Origin of the sequence: Streptomyces sp. ISL-100 (genome assembly GCF_018614615.1) — a bacterium.
Lineage (GTDB): Bacteria > Actinomycetota > Actinomycetes > Streptomycetales > Streptomycetaceae > Streptomyces.
This window is the reverse complement of sequence record NZ_JAGGOK010000025.1, coordinates 111,605-128,983: the sequence shown is the minus strand read 5'-3', so window position 1 is coordinate 128,983 and position 17,379 is coordinate 111,605. Positions and strand designations below refer to the sequence as shown.

At 68.8% G+C, this 17,379-nt stretch carries 17 protein-coding genes and 1 pseudogene; 14 read left to right on the top strand and 4 right to left on the bottom strand.

What is annotated here, in order from left to right; translation table 11 throughout:
* Positions 1 to 28 precede the first annotated feature (28 nt).
* The 9 genes and pseudogenes from J7E89_RS11645 to J7E89_RS11605 all read left to right on the top strand — a co-directional run.
* Positions 29 to 1,792, top strand: coding sequence for a hypothetical protein (locus J7E89_RS11645; protein WP_214972323.1), 1,764 nt, complete (start codon positions 29 to 31; stop codon positions 1,790 to 1,792).
* Complete coding sequence (locus J7E89_RS11640) at positions 1,779 to 2,159, top strand: hypothetical protein (protein ID WP_308315438.1); 381 nt, start codon at positions 1,779 to 1,781, stop codon at positions 2,157 to 2,159. The genes J7E89_RS11645 and J7E89_RS11640 overlap by 14 nt, the downstream gene beginning before the upstream one ends.
* A 3-nt stretch (positions 2,160 to 2,162) precedes the next feature.
* Complete coding sequence (locus tag J7E89_RS11635; RefSeq protein ID WP_214972317.1) at positions 2,163 to 3,125, top strand: serine/arginine repetitive matrix protein 2; 963 nt, start codon at positions 2,163 to 2,165, stop codon at positions 3,123 to 3,125.
* A gap of 140 nt (positions 3,126 to 3,265) precedes the next feature.
* A complete protein-coding gene (locus J7E89_RS11630; RefSeq protein WP_308315437.1) occupies positions 3,266 to 4,768 on the top strand; it encodes an aldehyde dehydrogenase family protein in 1,503 nt (500 codons plus the stop codon).
* Positions 4,769 to 4,841: 73 nt separating this feature from the next.
* Positions 4,842 to 6,374: a GMC family oxidoreductase gene (locus tag J7E89_RS11625; RefSeq protein WP_214972312.1), complete on the top strand. Its 1,533-nt coding sequence runs from the start codon at positions 4,842 to 4,844 to the stop codon at positions 6,372 to 6,374.
* Entirely contained in the window at positions 6,374 to 7,462 is a 1,089-nt protein-coding gene (locus J7E89_RS11620; RefSeq protein ID WP_214972310.1) for a glycine betaine/L-proline ABC transporter ATP-binding protein, read from the top strand. The genes J7E89_RS11625 and J7E89_RS11620 overlap by 1 nt, the downstream gene beginning before the upstream one ends.
* Positions 7,459 to 9,465: a proline/glycine betaine ABC transporter permease gene (locus J7E89_RS11615; protein ID WP_214972308.1), complete on the top strand. Its 2,007-nt coding sequence runs from the start codon at positions 7,459 to 7,461 to the stop codon at positions 9,463 to 9,465. Before J7E89_RS11620 ends, J7E89_RS11615 begins: the two co-directional genes overlap by 4 nt.
* A 57-nt stretch (positions 9,466 to 9,522) precedes the next feature.
* On the top strand, positions 9,523 to 10,491 hold the full coding sequence (locus J7E89_RS11610) for an ABC transporter substrate-binding protein (RefSeq protein WP_214972299.1): 969 nt from the start codon (positions 9,523 to 9,525) through the stop codon (positions 10,489 to 10,491).
* Positions 10,492 to 10,607: 116 nt separating this feature from the next.
* Positions 10,608 to 10,799, top strand: a pseudogene (locus J7E89_RS11605) (ATP-binding protein); the annotation flags it as partial.
* Between the two features lie 29 nt (positions 10,800 to 10,828).
* On the opposite strand, the gene J7E89_RS11600 reads toward J7E89_RS11605, so the two are convergent.
* The 3 genes from J7E89_RS11600 to J7E89_RS11590 all read right to left on the bottom strand — a co-directional run bounded on the left by J7E89_RS11600 (position 10,829) and on the right by J7E89_RS11590 (position 13,069).
* Positions 10,829 to 11,119 (bottom strand): hypothetical protein, encoded by a 291-nt coding sequence (locus J7E89_RS11600; RefSeq protein ID WP_214972297.1) that lies wholly within the window; start codon positions 11,117 to 11,119, stop codon positions 10,829 to 10,831.
* Positions 11,120 to 11,680: 561 nt separating this feature from the next.
* Complete coding sequence (locus tag J7E89_RS11595; RefSeq protein ID WP_214972292.1) at positions 11,681 to 12,382, bottom strand: thioredoxin domain-containing protein; 702 nt, start codon at positions 12,380 to 12,382, stop codon at positions 11,681 to 11,683.
* A gap of 249 nt (positions 12,383 to 12,631) precedes the next feature.
* The gene (locus tag J7E89_RS11590; protein WP_214972284.1) at positions 12,632 to 13,069 is read right to left on the bottom strand and encodes an ATP-binding protein; all 438 of its coding nucleotides are present in this window, start codon (positions 13,067 to 13,069) and stop codon (positions 12,632 to 12,634) included.
* A gap of 248 nt (positions 13,070 to 13,317) precedes the next feature.
* Here J7E89_RS11590 and J7E89_RS11585 point away from each other — a divergent pair, with 248 nt between their 5' ends.
* Genes J7E89_RS11585 through J7E89_RS11570 form a run of 4 tightly spaced genes read left to right on the top strand, consistent with a single transcriptional unit; the run spans position 13,318 to position 15,077 of the window.
* A complete protein-coding gene (locus tag J7E89_RS11585; protein WP_214972281.1) occupies positions 13,318 to 14,169 on the top strand; it encodes a helix-turn-helix transcriptional regulator in 852 nt (283 codons plus the stop codon).
* A 9-nt stretch (positions 14,170 to 14,178) separates the two neighbouring features.
* On the top strand, positions 14,179 to 14,370 hold the full coding sequence (locus J7E89_RS11580) for a DUF397 domain-containing protein (protein ID WP_214972278.1): 192 nt from the start codon (positions 14,179 to 14,181) through the stop codon (positions 14,368 to 14,370).
* Positions 14,367 to 14,564, top strand: coding sequence for a DUF397 domain-containing protein (locus tag J7E89_RS11575; protein WP_214972275.1), 198 nt, complete (start codon positions 14,367 to 14,369; stop codon positions 14,562 to 14,564). The genes J7E89_RS11580 and J7E89_RS11575 overlap by 4 nt, the downstream gene beginning before the upstream one ends.
* 39 nt (positions 14,565 to 14,603) lie before the next feature.
* Complete coding sequence (locus J7E89_RS11570; RefSeq protein ID WP_214972272.1) at positions 14,604 to 15,077, top strand: DUF3592 domain-containing protein; 474 nt, start codon at positions 14,604 to 14,606, stop codon at positions 15,075 to 15,077.
* A 13-nt stretch (positions 15,078 to 15,090) separates the two neighbouring features.
* Here J7E89_RS11570 and J7E89_RS11565 read toward each other — a convergent pair whose 3' ends face one another.
* Positions 15,091 to 15,579, bottom strand: a complete 489-nt coding sequence (locus J7E89_RS11565) for a carboxymuconolactone decarboxylase family protein (RefSeq protein ID WP_214972269.1) — start codon at positions 15,577 to 15,579, stop codon at positions 15,091 to 15,093.
* 47 nt (positions 15,580 to 15,626) lie between these two features.
* Between J7E89_RS11565 and J7E89_RS11560 the strand changes: the two genes are divergently transcribed.
* Positions 15,627 to 17,042, top strand: a complete 1,416-nt coding sequence (locus tag J7E89_RS11560; protein ID WP_214972266.1) for a PLP-dependent aminotransferase family protein — start codon at positions 15,627 to 15,629, stop codon at positions 17,040 to 17,042.
* Positions 17,043 to 17,379 lie beyond the last annotated feature (337 nt).

The window sequence follows — 17,379 nt, the reverse complement described above, 5'->3', positions numbered from 1 at the left end:
CCAGGACGATCTGCGCGGGAGAGCTCCCGTGGCGCCCGCTGCCAGTGAGGCGACCCGGCTGCTGTGCGCCGGGGTGTATCTCGACGCCGGTTATCGGGACGCGGTGATCGATGAGCTGTACGTCCACGAGGAGCGCATCGCCGCCCCGTCGTACGGCTTCGACGCCGCCCGCGTCCTCGCCCACGCCTTGCGAGCCCGCCGTACCGAACTCGCCTGGGCCGCCGCGGTTGTGGTGCTGTGGGTCCTCGCCGTCCCGCTGACCGGCGGCATGTTCGTCATGCTCATGGGCCCGTGCCTCATGCTCAGCCTCTCCGGGTGGCTCAGGGGAAGCAGCGCGCAGCCGCCGCTGTACCGACTGATCCCGGCATTTCTGCTGCGCTGGTACGGGCGCATCGTGCTGGCCTTCATCCTTGGGGGCCTGGTCTCCGCCGCCTTCGACTCGGAGGACTCCGACGATTCCGGGTACGGAGGTGAGTACAGCGGCGGGTACAGCGGGGATGGCGGCGATAGCGGGTTCGGCGGCTACGGGGAGTCGAGTCCGTTCGGGTCCTCGGGCTCCTTCGGCATGGAGGAACTTTTCGGTTTCCTCGGCGAGTCGGACCTGCCCCTCGGCAGCACCGGTACCGCCTGGGGAATCCTCGCGCTGTTCGCCGTCCTCACCACCGTCGTGGCGATCCGGCGCGGGCAGTTCGCCCGGATCCTGACCAGCGAACTCTCCCCTCAGCAGTTCCCCAACCATGCGGCCGACCCCGCCGAACGCGGCACAGGGCTGCGTTTCGGCCGGCTCGCGCAGTACATCCGGGTCGAGCAGCACGCACCCATGGTCATGTACAACGCCTCGCAGCCCTTCTGTGGCGCAGGCAGTCCGTATCAGCCGTGGAATCTCTCCGTCGAGCTCCGCCCGCGCAAGGACAGCGCCCCCGAGGCGATCGACAACGCGAAGATCATCAATCGCATCGTCCCGCTGGTCGAGGCGCTGCGCATCCCCTCGCCGCACGGATCGCCGCGGCTCGCGGCCGCCGTGCGCGACCGGCTGCGCGAACTCCGGACCGACGAGTGCGTCTTCCTGCCGGTCGCCGGGCTCACGCGGCGCGACCAGGCGCCGTACGACTCCACGGGGTTCGAGGCCCACCGCAGTGGGTCCGTGGAGGAGGGCGGCGAGAGCCGTCGGCACTTCCTGCGGATCCGGGTGGGGGGCTGGAGCGAGGAGGTTGTCGTCACGGTCTTCGTACGGGTCCACACTCAGGGTGGCATGCTGATGCTGGAGGTGGCACCGCATGTGCTGCTGCCCGTACGGCAGTTGTTCCAGGACGCCGACCGGATCGCCCACCGGCACCGCAACAACAACTGGTTCGGCAAGAGCGTCTGGGCACTCACCCACACACCCCGTTCGTTCGGAAGCGCGCTCGCCACGCTGGGCCGCGGCGCCATCAGTGGGTGGAAGATGCTCACCGGCGGCAACGGCGGCGCGCTGCCGGACGGGCCCGCGCGGTCGGTGCGTGAGCTCGGTTCCGACGGGGACGCGTCGCTGTTCCAGGACATGGACATCAACCGCTACCTGAAGAGCGTCCAGGACCGGGTGACCGGCGGGGTGCGGCTGGCGCTGCACGAAGCGGGCTGGCAGACCGACGAGTTCGAGCAGAAGATCGTGAACGTCGGGGCCGGCGGGGTCTTCATCGAGTCAGCAGACGGAAGCGCCATTGGGGTTGGTGACGGGAACAGCGTCACTAACACCAACAACAACAGCAGCAGTGCAGGGAAAGATGGGGGAGCGCGCCGTGGGAAAGCCTGATGAGCAGCCGTCGGTCCATGTCGGGACCGTGAACAACAGTGCCATTGGTATTGGGAACGGGAACACGGTCACCAATACCAATACGAATGTCGGCGCCGTGCCGTCCCGGGATCCGGCGCAGGAGGAGCTGCTGCTCGCCGTACGGGAGCTCCGGGCCGACCTGGACCGGCTGCTCGCCACCGAGACCACCACCGTCCTCGACGCCGAGCTCGTCTCCACCGAGGAGGAGATCGAGGCCGCGGGCCAGGCCACTCCCGGGCGCCTCGCCCGGCTGCGCGACGCGCTCACGGCGGCGGGCCCCAGTGTGGAGGTCCTGGCGTCGGGAGCCGCCGCCGTGGCCGCGGTCGGCGCACTGCTGGGAGGCTGAGCGATGGCCGGGCCGTACTGGAACGACGAGGCGCAGCGCTGGGAGAGCGGTGAGGAGGGGCGGCCCCTTCCCCACATCCCGCAGCCTCCGCCGCTGCCGCCCCTGCCGTCGACACCGCCTCCGCCGCCCGATTCGCTCACCCCGGCGTACGTGCCTCCGACCCACGTGCCTCCGACCCACGTGCCTCCGGCGTACGATCCCGGCGCCGGCCCGCGTTCCTTACGCGGCCGGATATCGCCGCTCGCCGCCGGGGCCGCGGTCGTCGTACTGGCGCTGGGCGCGGCGACCGTGTGGTTCACCGTGGGGAACGGCGGCGGCGATCAGGAGCGTACGGGGGCGGAAGGGCCGCAGGCCGTTCAGTCGGCGGAAGGTACGGCCGACAGTGCGGCGGAAAGCACCGGCGACAGCACCGCCGACAGCACCGCTTCCGGCGAGACCACCGCAGAGGAGTCCGTAACGCCGGATGTGACGGATGTGACAGGTGCGCCGGACGCGACCGACGCCGCGCAGGTGCCCGCCGGATACCGGCTGGTGGAGGACCCCGAGGGCTTCTCCGTCGCCGTCCCCGACGACTGGGAGCGCAGCCTGGAGAAGGAGCGTGTCTTCTACCGGACGGCCGACCGGGCCTCGCTCATACAGATCTTCCGGGTCACCGAGGCGGGCATGACCCCCGGTGAGGCGGTGCGCCTTGCATCCGGCGGGCTGCGGGACGGCACCGAGGGCTATGAGGAGATCAGCGTGGGCCCGGTGGACGGCGCCGTCAACGAGAGCATGTCCGCCCAGCTGGTCTATGAGTACGACAGCGAGGAGAGCGGCGGGCGCCGCAGGGGCGTCGAGCGCGTGTTCCGTGTCTCCAGCGGTGACCTGTGGGCCGTGCTGGTCGCCGCGCCTGCCGATGAGTGGCCGCTACAGGAGAAGATCATCGGCACGGCGATCGAACACTTCAAACCGAATAACACGTTCTGACCGGTTTTGTCTCACAACGGTCGTGATGCATGGCACTTTCGGCCACGTATTGCGCATGGTTCCCGGCCCCGGGGGGAGGGCTCCCGGTTGCCGGTCTCCTTACTGGCGGAACATATCGGGAACGGAAGGCGAAACGCGACGTGTCGGTACAACAGACCATCCATGTGGGCGGGAAGTGGCAGGCAGCCGCTTCCGGCGCCACGCGCGAGATCATCGACCCCGCGGACGCCAAGCCCTTCGCCGTCATCGCCGAGGGCGGTGCCGCCGACGTCGATGCCGCGGTGGCAGCGGCCCGTACGGCATTCGACACGGGCGAGTGGCCCCGTACCCCGGTGGCCGAGCGGGCCGCGCTGCTGCGGCGCGTCGGTGAGCTGCTCCAGCGGGACCGCGAGGACATCGCGCTCCTCGAAAGCCGTGACGCGGGGAAGACGCTGGAGGAGGGCCGGGTCGACGTCGACTGCGTGACCGACGCCTTCCGGTACTTCGCGGACCTCGTCATCAATGAGGGCGGAGGGCGGGTTGTCGACGCCGGTTCTCCCGAGATCCACAGCGTCGTCGTGCACGAGCCGGTCGGCGTCTGCGCGCTCATCGCGCCGTGGAACTATCCGCTGCTCCAGGCCAGCTGGAAGATCGCCCCGGCCCTGGCCGCCGGCAACACCTTCGTGATCAAGCCGAGCGAGATCACGCCGCTGACGACCGTCGCGCTCATGGAGCTGCTCGTCGAGGCGGGCCTGCCGGCCGGTGTCGCCAACCTCGTGACCGGCGCGGGCGACCCCGTGGGGGCCCGGATGTCCGAGCACCCCGACGTCGACCTCGTGTCGTTCACGGGCGGCCTCGCCAGCGGTACGAAGGTCATGCAGGCGGCGGCGGTCACCGTGAAGAAGGTCGCGCTGGAGCTGGGCGGAAAGAACCCCAACGTCGTCTTCGCCGATGCCTGCGCGACTGAGGAAGGCTTCGACACCGCCGTCGACCAGGCGCTGAACGCCGCGTTCATCCACAGCGGCCAGGTCTGCTCGGCCGGCTCCCGGCTCATCATCGAGGAGTCGGTGCGGGAGCGGTTCGTCGCCGAGCTCGCCCGCCGGGCCGCGAAGATCCGGCTCGGGCGCGGGACGGAGGACGGGGTCGAGTGCGGACCGCTCGTCTCCGCTCAGCAGCTGGCGAAGACGGAGATGTACGTCGCGTCCGCGCTGGAGGAGGGCGCGGTGCTGCGCTCCGGCGGCGCGCGGCCCGAGGCCTCCGACGTACGGCCGGCTGAAGGCTACTTCTACGCGCCGACGGTTCTTGACCAGTGCCACCGCGAGATGCGCGTCGTACGGGAAGAGGTCTTCGGGCCCGTCCTGACGGTGGAGACCTTCCGTACCGAGGACGAGGCCGTCGCTCTGGCCAATGACACCGAGTACGGGCTGGCCGGCGGGGTGTGGACGGCCGACGCGGGGCGGGCCCGGCGGGTGGCGGGGCGGTTGCGGCACGGGACCGTGTGGATCAACGACTTCCATCCCTACCTGCCGCAGGCGGAGTGGGGCGGGTTCGGCAAGTCGGGGGTCGGGCGTGAGCTGGGCCCGTCCGGGCTGGCCGAGTATCGCGAGGCGAAGCACATCTACCAGAACCTTGCGCCGCGTCCGGTGCGCTGGTTCGCGGGCTGAGGTTCTTCTTTCCCAGCCCGCCCCTTCCCGGCCGAATTTTTTCCGTGGTTGCACGAAAGAGGAGCAGTAACCCATGCCTGTATACGACTACGTCGTCGTCGGCGGCGGCACCGCTGGTTCGGTGATCGCGTCCCGGCTCACCGAGGACCCGTCCGTTCGCGTCGCCGTGATCGAGGGCGGCCCCTCCGATGTCGACCGCCCCGAAGTACTCACGCTGCGCCGCTGGATGGGCCTGCTCGGCGGTGAGCTCGACTACGACTACCCCACCACCGAGCAGCCACGCGGCAACTCCCACATCCGGCACAGCCGCGCCCGCGTCCTGGGAGGCTGTTCCTCGCACAACACGCTCATCGCCTTCCAGCCCCTGCCGTCCGACTGGGACGAGTGGGCGGCCGCCGGGGCCGAGGGGTGGGACGCCGCGGCCATGGGGCCGTACTTCCACAAGCTTCGCAACAACATCGTGCCGGTCGACGAGAAGGACCGGAACGCCATCGCGCGCGACTTCGTCGACGCGGCGCAGGACGCCATCGGCGTACCGCGCGTGGAAGGGTTCAACAAGGAGCCGTTCCACGAGGGTGTCGGCTTCTTCGACCTCGCCTACCACCCCGAGAACAACAAGCGCTCGTCCGCGTCCGTCGCGTACCTGCACCCCTTCCTCGACCGGCCGAACCTCCACATCATGCTGGAGAGCTGGGCGTACAAGCTGGAGTTGGAGGGCACGCGGGCGACCGGTGTCCGCGTCCGGACCAAGGACGGGGAAGAGGTTCTCGTCGAGGCGAGCCGCGAAGTGCTCGTGTGCGCCGGCGCCGTGGACACCCCGCGGCTGCTGATGCACTCCGGCATCGGTCCGAAGGCCGACCTCGAAGCGCTCGGGATTCCCGTCGTGCTCGACCTCCCCGGCGTGGGCGAGAACCTGCTCGACCACCCCGAGTCGGTCATCGTCTGGGAGACGGACGGGCCGATCCCCGAGAACTCGGCCATGGACTCCGACGCGGGGCTCTTCGTACGAAGGGACCCGGAGAGCCGCGGGCCCGACCTGATGTTCCACTTCTATCAGATTCCGTTTACGGACAATCCGGAGCGGCTCGGGTACGAGCGCCCCGCGCACGGCGTGTCGATGACCCCGAACATCCCCAAGCCGCGCAGCCGCGGCCGGCTCTTCCTGACCAGTGCCGATCCGGCTGTTAAGCCCTCGTTGGATTTCCGTTACTTCACCGACCCCGAGGACTACGACGGCCGTACGCTCGTCGACGGCATCCGCATCGCCCGCGAGATCGCCAAGGCCGAGCCGCTGGCCAAGTGGCTCAAGCGCGAGGTCTGCCCCGGGCCCGACGTCACCACCGACGAGGACATCAGCGAGTACGCCCGCAAGGTCGCGCACACCGTGTACCACCCGGCGGGCACCTGCCGGATGGGTGACTCCTCCGACGAACTTGCCGTAGTGTCACCGGACTTGAAAATCCGTGGCCTCGAAGGCATCCGTATCGCCGACGCATCCGTCTTCCCGACGATGCCCGCAGTGAACCCGATGATCGGGGTCCTGATGGTCGGGGAGAAGTGCGCCGAACTGCTTGCCTCAACAACTGCACCGGGAGGTGATGCGTGATGACCGACAACCACACCACCAATAACACTGACGAGCCCGCCGCCGCCGAACCGGTTTTCTCCGTACAGAATCTGTGGAAGGTCTTCGGACCCAAGGCCGGCCGAATACCCGCCGACCCGGACTGCGCCGAACTGTCCGCCGAAGAGCTGCGGGCCCGCACCGGCTGTACCGCCGCCGTGCGCGACGTCTCCTTTGACGTACACAAGGGCGAGGTCTTCGTCGTCATGGGGCTCTCGGGCTCCGGCAAGTCGACCCTCGTACGCTGCCTGACCCGCCTCATCGAGCCGACCTCCGGCGCCATCGCCATCGACGGCGAGGACGTCCTGTCCATGGACAAGTCGCGACTGCGCGAACTGCGCCGGCACCGCGCCTCCATGGTCTTCCAGCACTTCGGCCTGCTGCCGCACCGGTCCGTCATCGACAACGTCGCCTATGGGCTCGAAATCCAGGGCATGGGGCGGGCCGAGCGGCGCGCCAAGGCCGCCGAGGTCGTCGAGAAGGTCGGCCTGGGAGGGATGGGAGAGCGTCGGCCGAGTCAGCTGTCCGGTGGGCAGCAGCAGCGTGTCGGGCTCGCCCGCGCCCTCGCCGTCGACCCCGAAGTGCTGCTCTTCGACGAGCCGTTCAGCGCGCTCGATCCGCTGATCCGCCGCGACATGCAGGAAGAAGTCATCCGCCTGCACCGCGAAGAGGGCCGCACCATGGTCTTCATTACGCACGACCTGAGCGAGGCGCTGCGGCTCGGCGACCGGATCGCGCTGATGCGCGACGGCCGGATCGTGCAGCTCGGCACCCCTGAGGAGATCGTCGGCGCGCCCGCTGACGAGTACGTGCGGGACTTCGTACGTGACGTACCGCGCGAGCAGGTCATGACCGTACGCACGGCCATGCGGCCCGCCGGGATCGGCGAGGCCGAGACCGGAGCTTCCGTGTCCCCCGACGCCACCGTCTCGGCCGCCATCGAGGCCGTCGCCCGCACCGGCGAGCCCGCCCGCGTCATGGAGGGCGGACGCTGCGTCGGCGTCGTCGACCACCAGGGGCTGCTCGCGGTTGTCGCGGGCATCGGTACGGCAAAGGCGGTTGCCGCATGACGGCGGCCGTCACCACGCCCTCGAAGGAGACCGCGGCGCCCACCCCCGGCCGGTTCGGCGCTCTCGTACGTCACCGCGCCGGGCGGAAGCTCCTGCCGCTCGCCGTCGCCGCGTTCGTGCTCGTACCGCTCGGGGTCGTCCTGTGGGGCGGAGGCAGCTGGCCCGCCGGCCTGACCGTCGACGTGTCGGGACCGCTCGACGACGCCAACGAGTGGGTCATCGACAACCGCGAGACGCACCCCCTCTTCCTGTACTTCCTGCTGCATCTCTCCAACACCGCCACCGACGCCGTCAACGCCGTCTACAACGGCCTGGACTCCCTCGGCTGGGCCGGCTTCGCCGTCATGGCCGTGCTCTTCGCGTGGCGCGCCGCCGGACTCGACCGGCGCGGCGCGAAGACGGCGGGCATCGCGGTCGGCGTGTTCGCCGTGTGCGGGCTGCTCGGGATGTGGGACGCCACGCTGCTCACGATCGCGCTGATGGTCGTGGCCGTCGGGCTCGCGTCTGTGCTCGGCATCCTGCTCGGACTCGCGGCCGGGCTCTCCGACCGCTTCCACCGGATGCTGCGGCCGGTGCTCGACACCATGCAGGTCATGCCGGCGTTCGCGTACCTGCTGCCGTTCGTGCTGGTCTTCGGCACCGGTACGCCCGCCGCGCTCTTCTGTACGGTCATCTACGCCGCCCCGCCGATGGCCCGCCTCACGGCGCTCGGCCTGCGCGGCGCCGACGCCGGTGTCCTGGAGGCCTCGGCCTCGCTCGGCGCCAGCGGCCCGCAGCGGCTGTGGACGGCGCGGCTGCCGCTCGCGCGCAAGGAAATGCTGCTCGGCCTCAACCAGACGATCATGATGGCGCTGTCGATGGTCGTCATCGCGGCGCTCGTCGGCGCGGGCGGGCTCGGTGAAGAGGTCTACTCGGCTCTCTCCACCGTCGACGTCGGCAAGGCGCTCGCGGCCGGCATCCCGATCGTGCTGATCGCGGTCTGGCTGGACCGTACGACCGCGGCGGCGGGGATGCGTATCGGCACCTCCGTGCCGGGCGGCTCGCGGCTGCTGCACGGGTGGCGTGCCTGGGCGCTGGTCGCCGTCGTCACCGCGGCCGCTGCCGCGGCCGGGCGGGCGCTGCTGACGCAGACCTGGCCGGAGGCCTGGACGTACGACATCTCCACGCCCGTCAACAAGGCCCAGGACTGGATCACCGAGCACCTCGCGTCGGGCATTCCGGTCCTCGGCGGCACCGAGGTGTGGTCGGAGAACTTCACGCTGTGGGTGCTCAATCCGCTGCGTGACGGCCTGGTCTGGACGCCCTGGTGGGCCCTGCTGCTGATCGTGGCCGCGCTGGCGTGGCTGGTCGGCTCGTGGGCGACCGCGGTCACCTCCACGCTCGCGATGGGCGCCATCGGCGTACTCGGCGTATGGACGAAGTCCCTCGACACGCTGTCGCAGGTCATCGCGGCGCTGTTCGTGACGCTGCTGCTGGGCTTCGCGCTCGGGATCGCGGCGGCGCGGGCGGGGCGCTTCGAACGGTGGATGCGGCCGGTGCTCGATGCCATGCAGACGATGCCGCAGTTCGTGTATCTGATCCCGGTGGTCGCGCTGTTCGGTGTCACGCGCGCGTCCGCGATCATCGCGGCCGTTGTGTACGCCCTGCCCGCCGTCGTACGCATCACCACCCAGGGGATCAGGGAAGTCGATCCCTCCGCGCTGGAGGCCTCGCGCTCCATGGGCGCCGGCTCCCGGCAGCAGCTCCTCCAGGTGCAGCTGCCGCTGGCCCGCCCGGCGCTTCAGCTCGCCGTCAACCAGGGCGTGGTCCTGGTGCTCGCGGTGGTCGTCGTCGGCGCCCTCGTCGGCGGTGGCGCTCTTGGTTACGACGTGGTCAAGGGCCTCTCGCGCGGCGAGATGGGCGTCGGTATGACGGCCGGCGCCGCAATCGTCTGCCTCGGGCTCGTACTCGACCGGCTCACTCAGCCGGGCGCGGGCCGATCCCGCGGCCGCGGCGACAGCTGACACCCCCTTCTTACTCACTCCTGCCAGACAGAGAAGAGAGTCACCCTCACCATGCGCATGAATACGCGGAATACCCGAATAGCCCGCACAGCCACCGCTTCCGCCGCCGTCCTCGGCCTGCTCGCCCTCAGCGGGTGCGGCGCCGCCAAGACCGGCAAGAGCGACGAGGCCGGCGACAAGAAGACCGTGAAGCTGACCGTCCCGTCGTGGGTCGGCGCCCAGGCCAACACCGCTGTCGCGGCGTACCTCCTGGAGAAGGAGCTCGGCTACACCGTCAAGACCCAGCAGATGGGCGAGGTCCTCGCGTGGGACGCGCTGTCGAAGGGCGACATCGACGGAATCCTTGAGGACTGGGGCCACCCCAAGGAGGAGAAGCAGTACGTCGACACCAAGAAGACCGTCGTCAAGGGCGGCGACCTCGGTGTCACCGGGCACATCGGCTGGTTCGTACCGAAGTACTTCGCGGACAAGCACCCGGACGTCACGGACTGGAAGAACCTCAACAAGTACGCCAAGGAGTTCAAGACCGCGGAGAGCGGTGACAAGGGCGAGATCCTCGAAGGGTCGCCCGACTACGTCACCAACGACGACGCGATCATCAAGAACCTGAAGCTGAACCTGAAGACGAACTACTCGGGTTCCGAGGCCAGCCAGATCACGGCCATGAAGAAGTACGCCAAGGCGAAGAAGCCGTTCCTGACGTACTGGTGGACGCCGCAGTGGCTGAACGCCGAGATCGACATGGTCGAGGTCAAGCTGCCGGCGTACAAGGAAGGCTGCGACGCCGAGCCGAAGAAGATCGCCTGCGCGTACCCGAACACGCCGCTGCAGAAGTTCTTCAACGCGGACTTCGCGAAGAACGGCGGCAAGGCGGCGGAGTTCCTGAAGAACTTCAAGTGGACGACCGAGCAGCAGAACGAGGTCGCCCTGATGATCGCGGACGAGAAGCTGTCGCCCGAGGCCGCGGCCGAGAAGTGGGCCAAGGCGAACGAGTCGACGTGGAAGGCCTGGATGCCGAAGAAGTAACCACTGGCCCCCTCCCGGGGCCCCACCACCTGAGCGCGCTCCGGAACGCCGCGAACCCGGCATTCCGGAGCCGTTCGGCGTTTCGCCGGGGTTGTGTCGCACTGACCGAGCGGTAGGAAAAGAACAGCGTGGCGATCGCCTCGAACGAATCGTTCTCCGGCTGGACCAAGACGTTCACCGACCCGCGCCTCTGCGCGGCCATCGTCGACCGCCTCACCTTCGGCGGCAACATCATCGAGACCGGCACCGACTCCTACCGACTCGCCACAACCCGCGCCCGCGCCGAACAACAACTGACCACGAGCTGATCAGGTCGCATGAGGCTTTGTCATCGGCGTCAGCGCTCGCGGATCCTTGACCACCACCAGTCGCCCACCCTCCGTTCGTTCACTGGCCCAGGGTCCGGCAGAGTGCGACGCTCGAACTCGTCGTCGATGCGAGCAATCAGCCGGCCGAGATCACGCTGGGCACCGCGAGGGAGGCGGAGCATGGCCTCCTCCAGATCATCGCGGGCATACTCCGCCTCCAGTCCGGGCTCCCAGACCTGGGACGCGTTCAAATAACGGCCCGGTTGCTTGAACGCCCACTCGAAACGGGCGAGTGCGTCAGCAACTGCGTCGGGCCACATCCGCTCATCTTCGACACGGCGGACAGCTGCACGAGTCCTCGCGGAAACGCCACGGATCTGCCGAACTACAACGTGTCTGCGGGGCCGCCATCGCTCAGCGCGGACGGCCTTCGGGCGCCTACGCGGCATCGCCCTTTCTGATCAACATGACGTCATCCTGCCACGAACGGGGCTGGCTGCGCACGCACGATCGAGCTCCCCGCCACCTCGGGTGCTCTTACTTCTCACCAACATTCACGTGCTCTCCGGGCAACGCGTGATGCCGAAACCCACCGACAAGCGCTCTCGCTTGAAACCTACGCAGCCACCAAGACGACCATGGCACCTCCGGTGTACCTGGGCCTTCCCCGGAAGCCTCCGCACCCGGACATGCGATGGGATGTGTGCCGGGCCCTGGCGAGAGAGCGCAGAGAAGCGGCGGCCGCGCGCGACTGGTCGCGGCTGACGGACTGCGATGTAGAGATCGGACGACACCCTGGAGCGCACGCATGACGGCTCTGCGGGCGATGTAAGGATCCGGACCGGCAGAGCGCCGCTCAGCTGATCGAGGATGCCCCCGGCCTACGACAGGTCGTTGACGTAGGCGGACAGGCGCCCCTTGCCGTAAAGGGAACTCTGTCGCAAAGTGGGCAGGACTTTGCCATTAATGGCTAGGGTCGGGACGTCCGGGTCCGCCTCGTCGTACGTGTGCTCGGCTGCGGCCAGGAAGTCCTCGTACGCCATGGTCTCTACGGCCTTCTCGAAGGCGGCATTCCGCAGCCCAGGGATGCGTGAGGCCAGACGGAGCAGTGAGGCGTCCGTGTAGCCACCCTTCGTGTAGTTCTCGGCCACAAGCTTGTGGAACTCGGCGAAATGGTCCTGCTCCAGTGCCGCACGCAGCGCGTTGATGACCTTCAACGCGGAGCCATCGCTCCATCGGCTCTCGCCAAGGACAGAGACAAACACGTACTCGGTCTTCACCGTGCGTGCGAGCATCAGCTCCCGTAGGTCGGGGCCTATTTCGGTCGTCTCGAACTCCCGGCAGATGCCTATAGCCAGATCCTCGTAGACGCGAATCGTCGTGGGTGCCTTGGGATCACCCACCACAATCATGCTGCCGTCCGCAGACAGAGACTCGGGGAGGTCTTCCACGGCACCGTACGGGGATCTTTGAGCAGCCTTCTGCCGGGCCACCTCGGCGGGCACCGGGGCGCTGCCGCAACCCAACAGGAGTCCTGTTGCCATGACGACTGCCAGCAGCCCTCTGGCCTTCTCTACCTGCATGAAGTCTCTCCCCGTCGATGTCGAAGAGACCCTACGGCAGCCAGGAATCCGAAGCTTGTCGTTTACACCCGTTCCCACCGCCTCCCCCGGAGCGGCTGCCGACGTGTGCAGGAGTGGCTGGCGTTGCGCCGCGCAGGGGCATGAGGGTTGACGGGCCCCGGGAAACGGCTTCTGTACGGTTACGGACACCTCCCGGCCTGAAATCCGGCCGGGAGGTGTCCGTAACCGTACAGAAGAGGGGAGTTGGAGTTACGCGGCGCGCAGTTCGCACCAGACGTATTTGCCGCTGTCGTCGTCGGCCGTGGTGAGGGGGTACCAGCCCCAGTTGTCGGCGCAGCTCCGGACGAGGTCGAGGCCGCGGCCGTGTTCGGCGTCCATGGCGGCGGGCTGCCTGGGCGGCGGCGGTGCGGGCGGGGTGGGGTCCGCGTCCCAGGCGCCGATACGGAGGATCCTGTCCGCCCAGCGCAGGCGGAGGGCGGCAGGGCCCTTGGTGTGGCGTACGGCGTTGCTGATCAGCTCGGTGGCCAAAAGCTCGGCGGCCTCGGCGAGGTGGGGCAGGCCGTGGGCGTTGAGGATGAGGCGCAGGGTGCGGCGGCAGATGGTGACGGCGCGGGGGTCGTGGGGGATGTAAAGGGTGTACTGCCAGGGTTCGGTGTCACTGCCGGTGTTCTTCGTTGAATTCGGCATGCGAGGACTCCGTGTGGAGTGAGGGAGGTGGCTGGTGTGCGGCGGTCGGAGGGCGGTGGCAATGTCGCGGCCGTCATGGCATGGCGGTGCGGTGCGCTTCCGGAGTCCCGGTGATCGCAGCGTGTGCGACGCGTCACTCACCGTAGGGTAAAAATTTTTACCTGCGCAAGTCCCTGACGTAATCTGCCACCCGAATGGGGCGAGTCAAACTGCCCTGACCCACTGGCTATTGAGGAGGTGCCGATCACATGACAGCAAGGAGTCAGCCGACCGCCCGCCAGGTACGCCTGGGCGCCGAGCTGCGCAAACTTCGGGAAGCTGCGGGCATGTCAGCCCGAGAGGTGGCGGGGGTTCTGGGGTCGAACTCAGCCCAGATGAGCCAGATGGAGGCGGGTAACTCGGGCGTCGGCGAGGAGCGTGTGCGCAGGCTCGCTGCCCACTGTGCCTGTGCTGACGCGGCGTTGATCGACGCCTTGGTCGCGATGGCCACCGACCGTACGCGCGGTTGGTGGGAGGAGTATCGGGGGGTGCTGCCGCCAGGGTTCTTGGACCTGGCGGAGCTGGAGCATCACGCATCGTTTCTGCGTGACGTGGCCATGACGTACGTACCGGGGCTCTTGCAGACGGCGGACTACGCTCGTGCGGTCTACTCGTATATGGGCTTGGAGCTTCCGCCGAGCGAGCTCGAACCCAGGGTGGAGCACCGGATGGGGCGCAAGGTGGTCATCGAGGGCGACAATCCCACTGCGTACGAGGCGATCATTCACGAGTCCGTGCTGCGTACTCGCGTATCGGGCCGCCAGGTGGCCGGTGCACAGCTTCAGGAGATTCTGCGGCAGGCCGAGGCTGGACACGTCGTGGTGCGCGTAGTCCCCTTCGACGTGGACGGATTCGCCGGGGCTGGCGCCACGATGATGTATGCGGGTGGTGCGGTGCCCCAACTGGACACCGTGCTTCGTGACGGCCCGCATGGTGCTGCCTTTATCGGTGCGGAGTCACAACTGGGTCGGTTTCGAAGGTTGTTTCGTAAGGTGGAGGAAGTAGTGCTCGATCCCCTGGCGTCGCGGGATCTCATCCACCGCATGACGAAGGAACTGTGAGGCATCAGCATGACCAGCAAGTCTGTTCAGTGGCAGAAGTCTTCCTTCTCTGGCGGAGGCGACGGTGACAGCTGTGTGGAGCTGGCCAGCTCGCAGAGCGGCATCTGGCTCCGTGAAAGCGACGAACCGGCCCAGGTCCTGTCGGTCACCCGCGACGGGATCGCGGCCTTGATACGTCGCGTACGGGCGGAGCAGCCGTGACCGCCGCTGTTTACTGGCAGAAGTCGTCCTTCTCCGGTGGAGCCGATGGTAACGAGTGCGTTGAGGTTGCTGCCGCCGACGGCGTGATCCGCCTGCGCGAGAGCGACGAGCCGTCCCAGGTGCTGTCGATCAACCGGGCCGGGCTTACGGCGCTCATACGTCACGTACATCATGTACGGGCAGAGCAGGAGTGAGCGCTTAAGGGCTACTTGCCCACAACGGGGGAATCACCGATGGACTTCATGTTCTACGCCGTACCCGCGCTGATCGCGGCCGTCGCCGTGCTCATGGCTGCCAAGACCGTCGTCTCGTTGCTGCGGCTGCGCGAGGCGTGGCGCAGTGGGCTCACCGCTGAGGCGCGGTGCCTGCGTACGTATACGACGACGCGCAGCGGCGGGGACAGCGGGACTCGCACGACCCTGCATCACGTGTACGAGTTCACGGTGCCCGGCGGCGCCGCACCCGTGCGATTCGAGGAGACGAACGGTCCCGGCACGATCGTCGAGGGGGACATCGTGCCTGTCCATTACCCTGCGGGCTGCCCGGACCGGGCCACCGCGCAGCCGCCGTCGAGTGCGGTGCGGGCGACGGCCGGTGCGGTGTTCGCGGTGGTGTTCTGCGCCGTGATGGTGGCGTTCTGCGTCTTCTTCGCGATGTCGTACGCGACGATGTCCGAGACGATGTCCGACCTCTGGAGCGACTTCTGATCGCGGTTGTGGCTCAGTGCTTGAAGGCGCCTGCGGTGTAGTGGCCGGGGACCATGCGGGTCGTTACGGCGAAGCGGTTCCAGGCGTTGATGACCGTGATGACGGCGGTCAGGTGGGCCAGTTGGGTGTCGTCGAAGTGCTTGGCCGCCTTTTCCCACACCTCGTCGGGGACGAATCCGTCCGTCAGGACGGTCACGGCCTCGGTGAGTTCGAGCGCAGCGGCTTCCTGTTCCGTGTAGAAGTGCCGGGATTCCTCCCAGGCTGCGAGCTGGGTGATCCGCTCGATCGTCTCGCCGGCGGCAAGCGCGTCCTTGGCGTGCATGTCGAGGCAGAAGGCGCAGTGGTTGATCTGTGATGCGCGGATCTTGACCAGCTCGACCAGGAACGGGTCGAGGCCCTTCTTCGCGGCGGCGTCGACCGTGACCATGGCCTTGTAGACCTCGGGTGCCAGCTTGGCCATCTCCAGGCGGGGGGTGTGTTCGGGGGCCTTGTCTATCTTCATAGGGACGACGTTACGGGGCTGACAGCCCACCGGTATGGTCCATTTCCGTGACGGATTCATGGGCCACCTACGGTGTTGACCTGCATGTGGAGTTGGGTGGTTCCGGGCTGCGTACGGGCCTGATGAACGCCCTGCGTGAAGCCGTCCGTACGGGCAGGCTGGCCCCCGGGACGCGGCTGCCGTCCTCGCATTCGCTCGCCGTCGACCTGGGCGTCGCTCGTAACACCGTCGCCGACGCGTACGCCGAACTCGTCGCCGAGGGCTGGCTCACCGCCCGGCAGGGCTCCGGCACGCGGGTCGCGCAGCGGGCCGTGGCCGCGCCGCACAAGGCCGCGCCCGCCGCTGCCGTGACGCGGCACAGTGCGCGGCGTAAACCGGCGTACAGCCTCATGCCCGGCGCCCCCGACCTCGCCTCCTTTCCGCGTGCCGAATGGCTGAAGGCGGCCAGGCGCGCGCTGACCGCCGCGCCGCACGAGGCCTTCGGGTACGGCGATCCGCGCGGGCGAGTCGAGCTGCGTACCGCCGTCGCCGAGTATCTGGCGCGGGCGCGCGGCGTGCGGGCCACGGCGGACCGCGTCGTCATCTGCTCCGGCTTCGTGCACGGGCTGATGCTGATCGCGAAGGTGCTGCGGCAGCGGCGCGTACGGGAGGTGGCGGTGGAGTCGTACGGTCTCCACTTCCACCGGGACCTGCTCACGGAGGCTGGGCTGCGCACCCCGGCGCTGGGGTTCGACGGGCACGGATCGCGCACGGGGGAGCTGACGGAGCTGCGGGGGGCGGGGACAGGGGCGGTGCTGCTGACGCCGGCTCATCAGTTTCCGATCGGGGTCGCTCTGCATCCGGACCGGCGCGCGGCGGCCGTCGACTGGGCGCGGGGTACGGGCGGGCTGATCCTGGAGGACGACTACGACGGGGAGTTCCGTTACGACCGGCAGCCGGTCGGCGCCCTTCAGGGACTCGATCCCGGGCGTGTGGTCTACCTGGGGACCGCGAGCAAGTCGCTCGCGCCGGGGCTGCGGCTGGCCTGGATGGTGCTGCCGGAGTCACTGGTGGAGGAGGTGACGGCGGCGAAGGGGGTGGTCGACTGGGCGTCAAGCGCGCTGGACCAGCTGACCCTCGCGGAGTTCATCGGCTCGGGGGCGTACGACCGTCATGTGCGCTCGATGCGGCTGCGCTACCGGCGGCGGCGCGACCAGCTGGTGGCGGCGCTCGCGGAACGGGCGCCGGACGTACGGGTGACGGGGATCGCTGCGGGGTTGCACGCGGTGCTCGAACTCCCGGCGGGCACGGAACGGTCCGTGGTGCAGGCGGCGGCGTGGCAGGGGCTCGCGCTGGACGGCGTGGGCAGCTTCCGGCATCCGTCGGCGGAGCGGGACCGGGACGCGCTGGTGGTCGGGTACGCGACGCCGCCGGACAGCGCGTGGGCGGGGGCGCTGGACGCGCTGTGCCGGGCACTGCCGTGACGGTCGGTGGGGGAGGGGGAGCCCCGGCCGGACGGGGGGACCGACCGGGGCGGTGCGTGTGCGGCCACCTTTCGGCGGCAGCGCTCCACGCACGGGTGAACGATAAACCACTGCGGGCGGGTCTGGTGCGTGGGGGGCGTCCGAGGGGCCTTTCCCCCCACCCCGCCCCTTCCCGAAAGGCCTCAAACGTCGGCCGGGCTGGATGTGATCAACCCCGGCCCAGCCGCATTCCAGCCTCTCCGGCGTTTGAGGAGCGGGGTCTGGGGCAGTGCCCCTCACGCGGCGGAGCCGCAAAGTGTCACAGCGGGAAGGGGCGGGTCGGGGAAAGCCCCGCAGG

Coding starts and splice junctions, on each gene's coding strand:
- J7E89_RS11615 (WP_214972308.1), top strand. CDS start 7,459: ATGACGGCGGCCGTCACCACGCCCTCGAAGGAGACCGCGGCGCCCACC.
- J7E89_RS11635 (WP_214972317.1), top strand. CDS start 2,163: ATGGCCGGGCCGTACTGGAACGACGAGGCGCAGCGCTGGGAGAGCGGT.
- J7E89_RS11625 (WP_214972312.1), top strand. CDS start 4,842: ATGCCTGTATACGACTACGTCGTCGTCGGCGGCGGCACCGCTGGTTCG.
- J7E89_RS11620 (WP_214972310.1), top strand. CDS start 6,374: ATGACCGACAACCACACCACCAATAACACTGACGAGCCCGCCGCCGCC.
- J7E89_RS11565 (WP_214972269.1), bottom strand. CDS start 15,579: ATGAAGATAGACAAGGCCCCCGAACACACCCCCCGCCTGGAGATGGCC.
- J7E89_RS11595 (WP_214972292.1), bottom strand. CDS start 12,382: ATGCAGGTAGAGAAGGCCAGAGGGCTGCTGGCAGTCGTCATGGCAACA.
- J7E89_RS11570 (WP_214972272.1), top strand. CDS start 14,604: ATGGACTTCATGTTCTACGCCGTACCCGCGCTGATCGCGGCCGTCGCC.
- J7E89_RS11580 (WP_214972278.1), top strand. CDS start 14,179: ATGACCAGCAAGTCTGTTCAGTGGCAGAAGTCTTCCTTCTCTGGCGGA.
- J7E89_RS11600 (WP_214972297.1), bottom strand. CDS start 11,119: ATGTGGCCCGACGCAGTTGCTGACGCACTCGCCCGTTTCGAGTGGGCG.
- J7E89_RS11610 (WP_214972299.1), top strand. CDS start 9,523: ATGAATACGCGGAATACCCGAATAGCCCGCACAGCCACCGCTTCCGCC.
- J7E89_RS11590 (WP_214972284.1), bottom strand. CDS start 13,069: ATGCCGAATTCAACGAAGAACACCGGCAGTGACACCGAACCCTGGCAG.
- J7E89_RS11585 (WP_214972281.1), top strand. CDS start 13,318: ATGACAGCAAGGAGTCAGCCGACCGCCCGCCAGGTACGCCTGGGCGCC.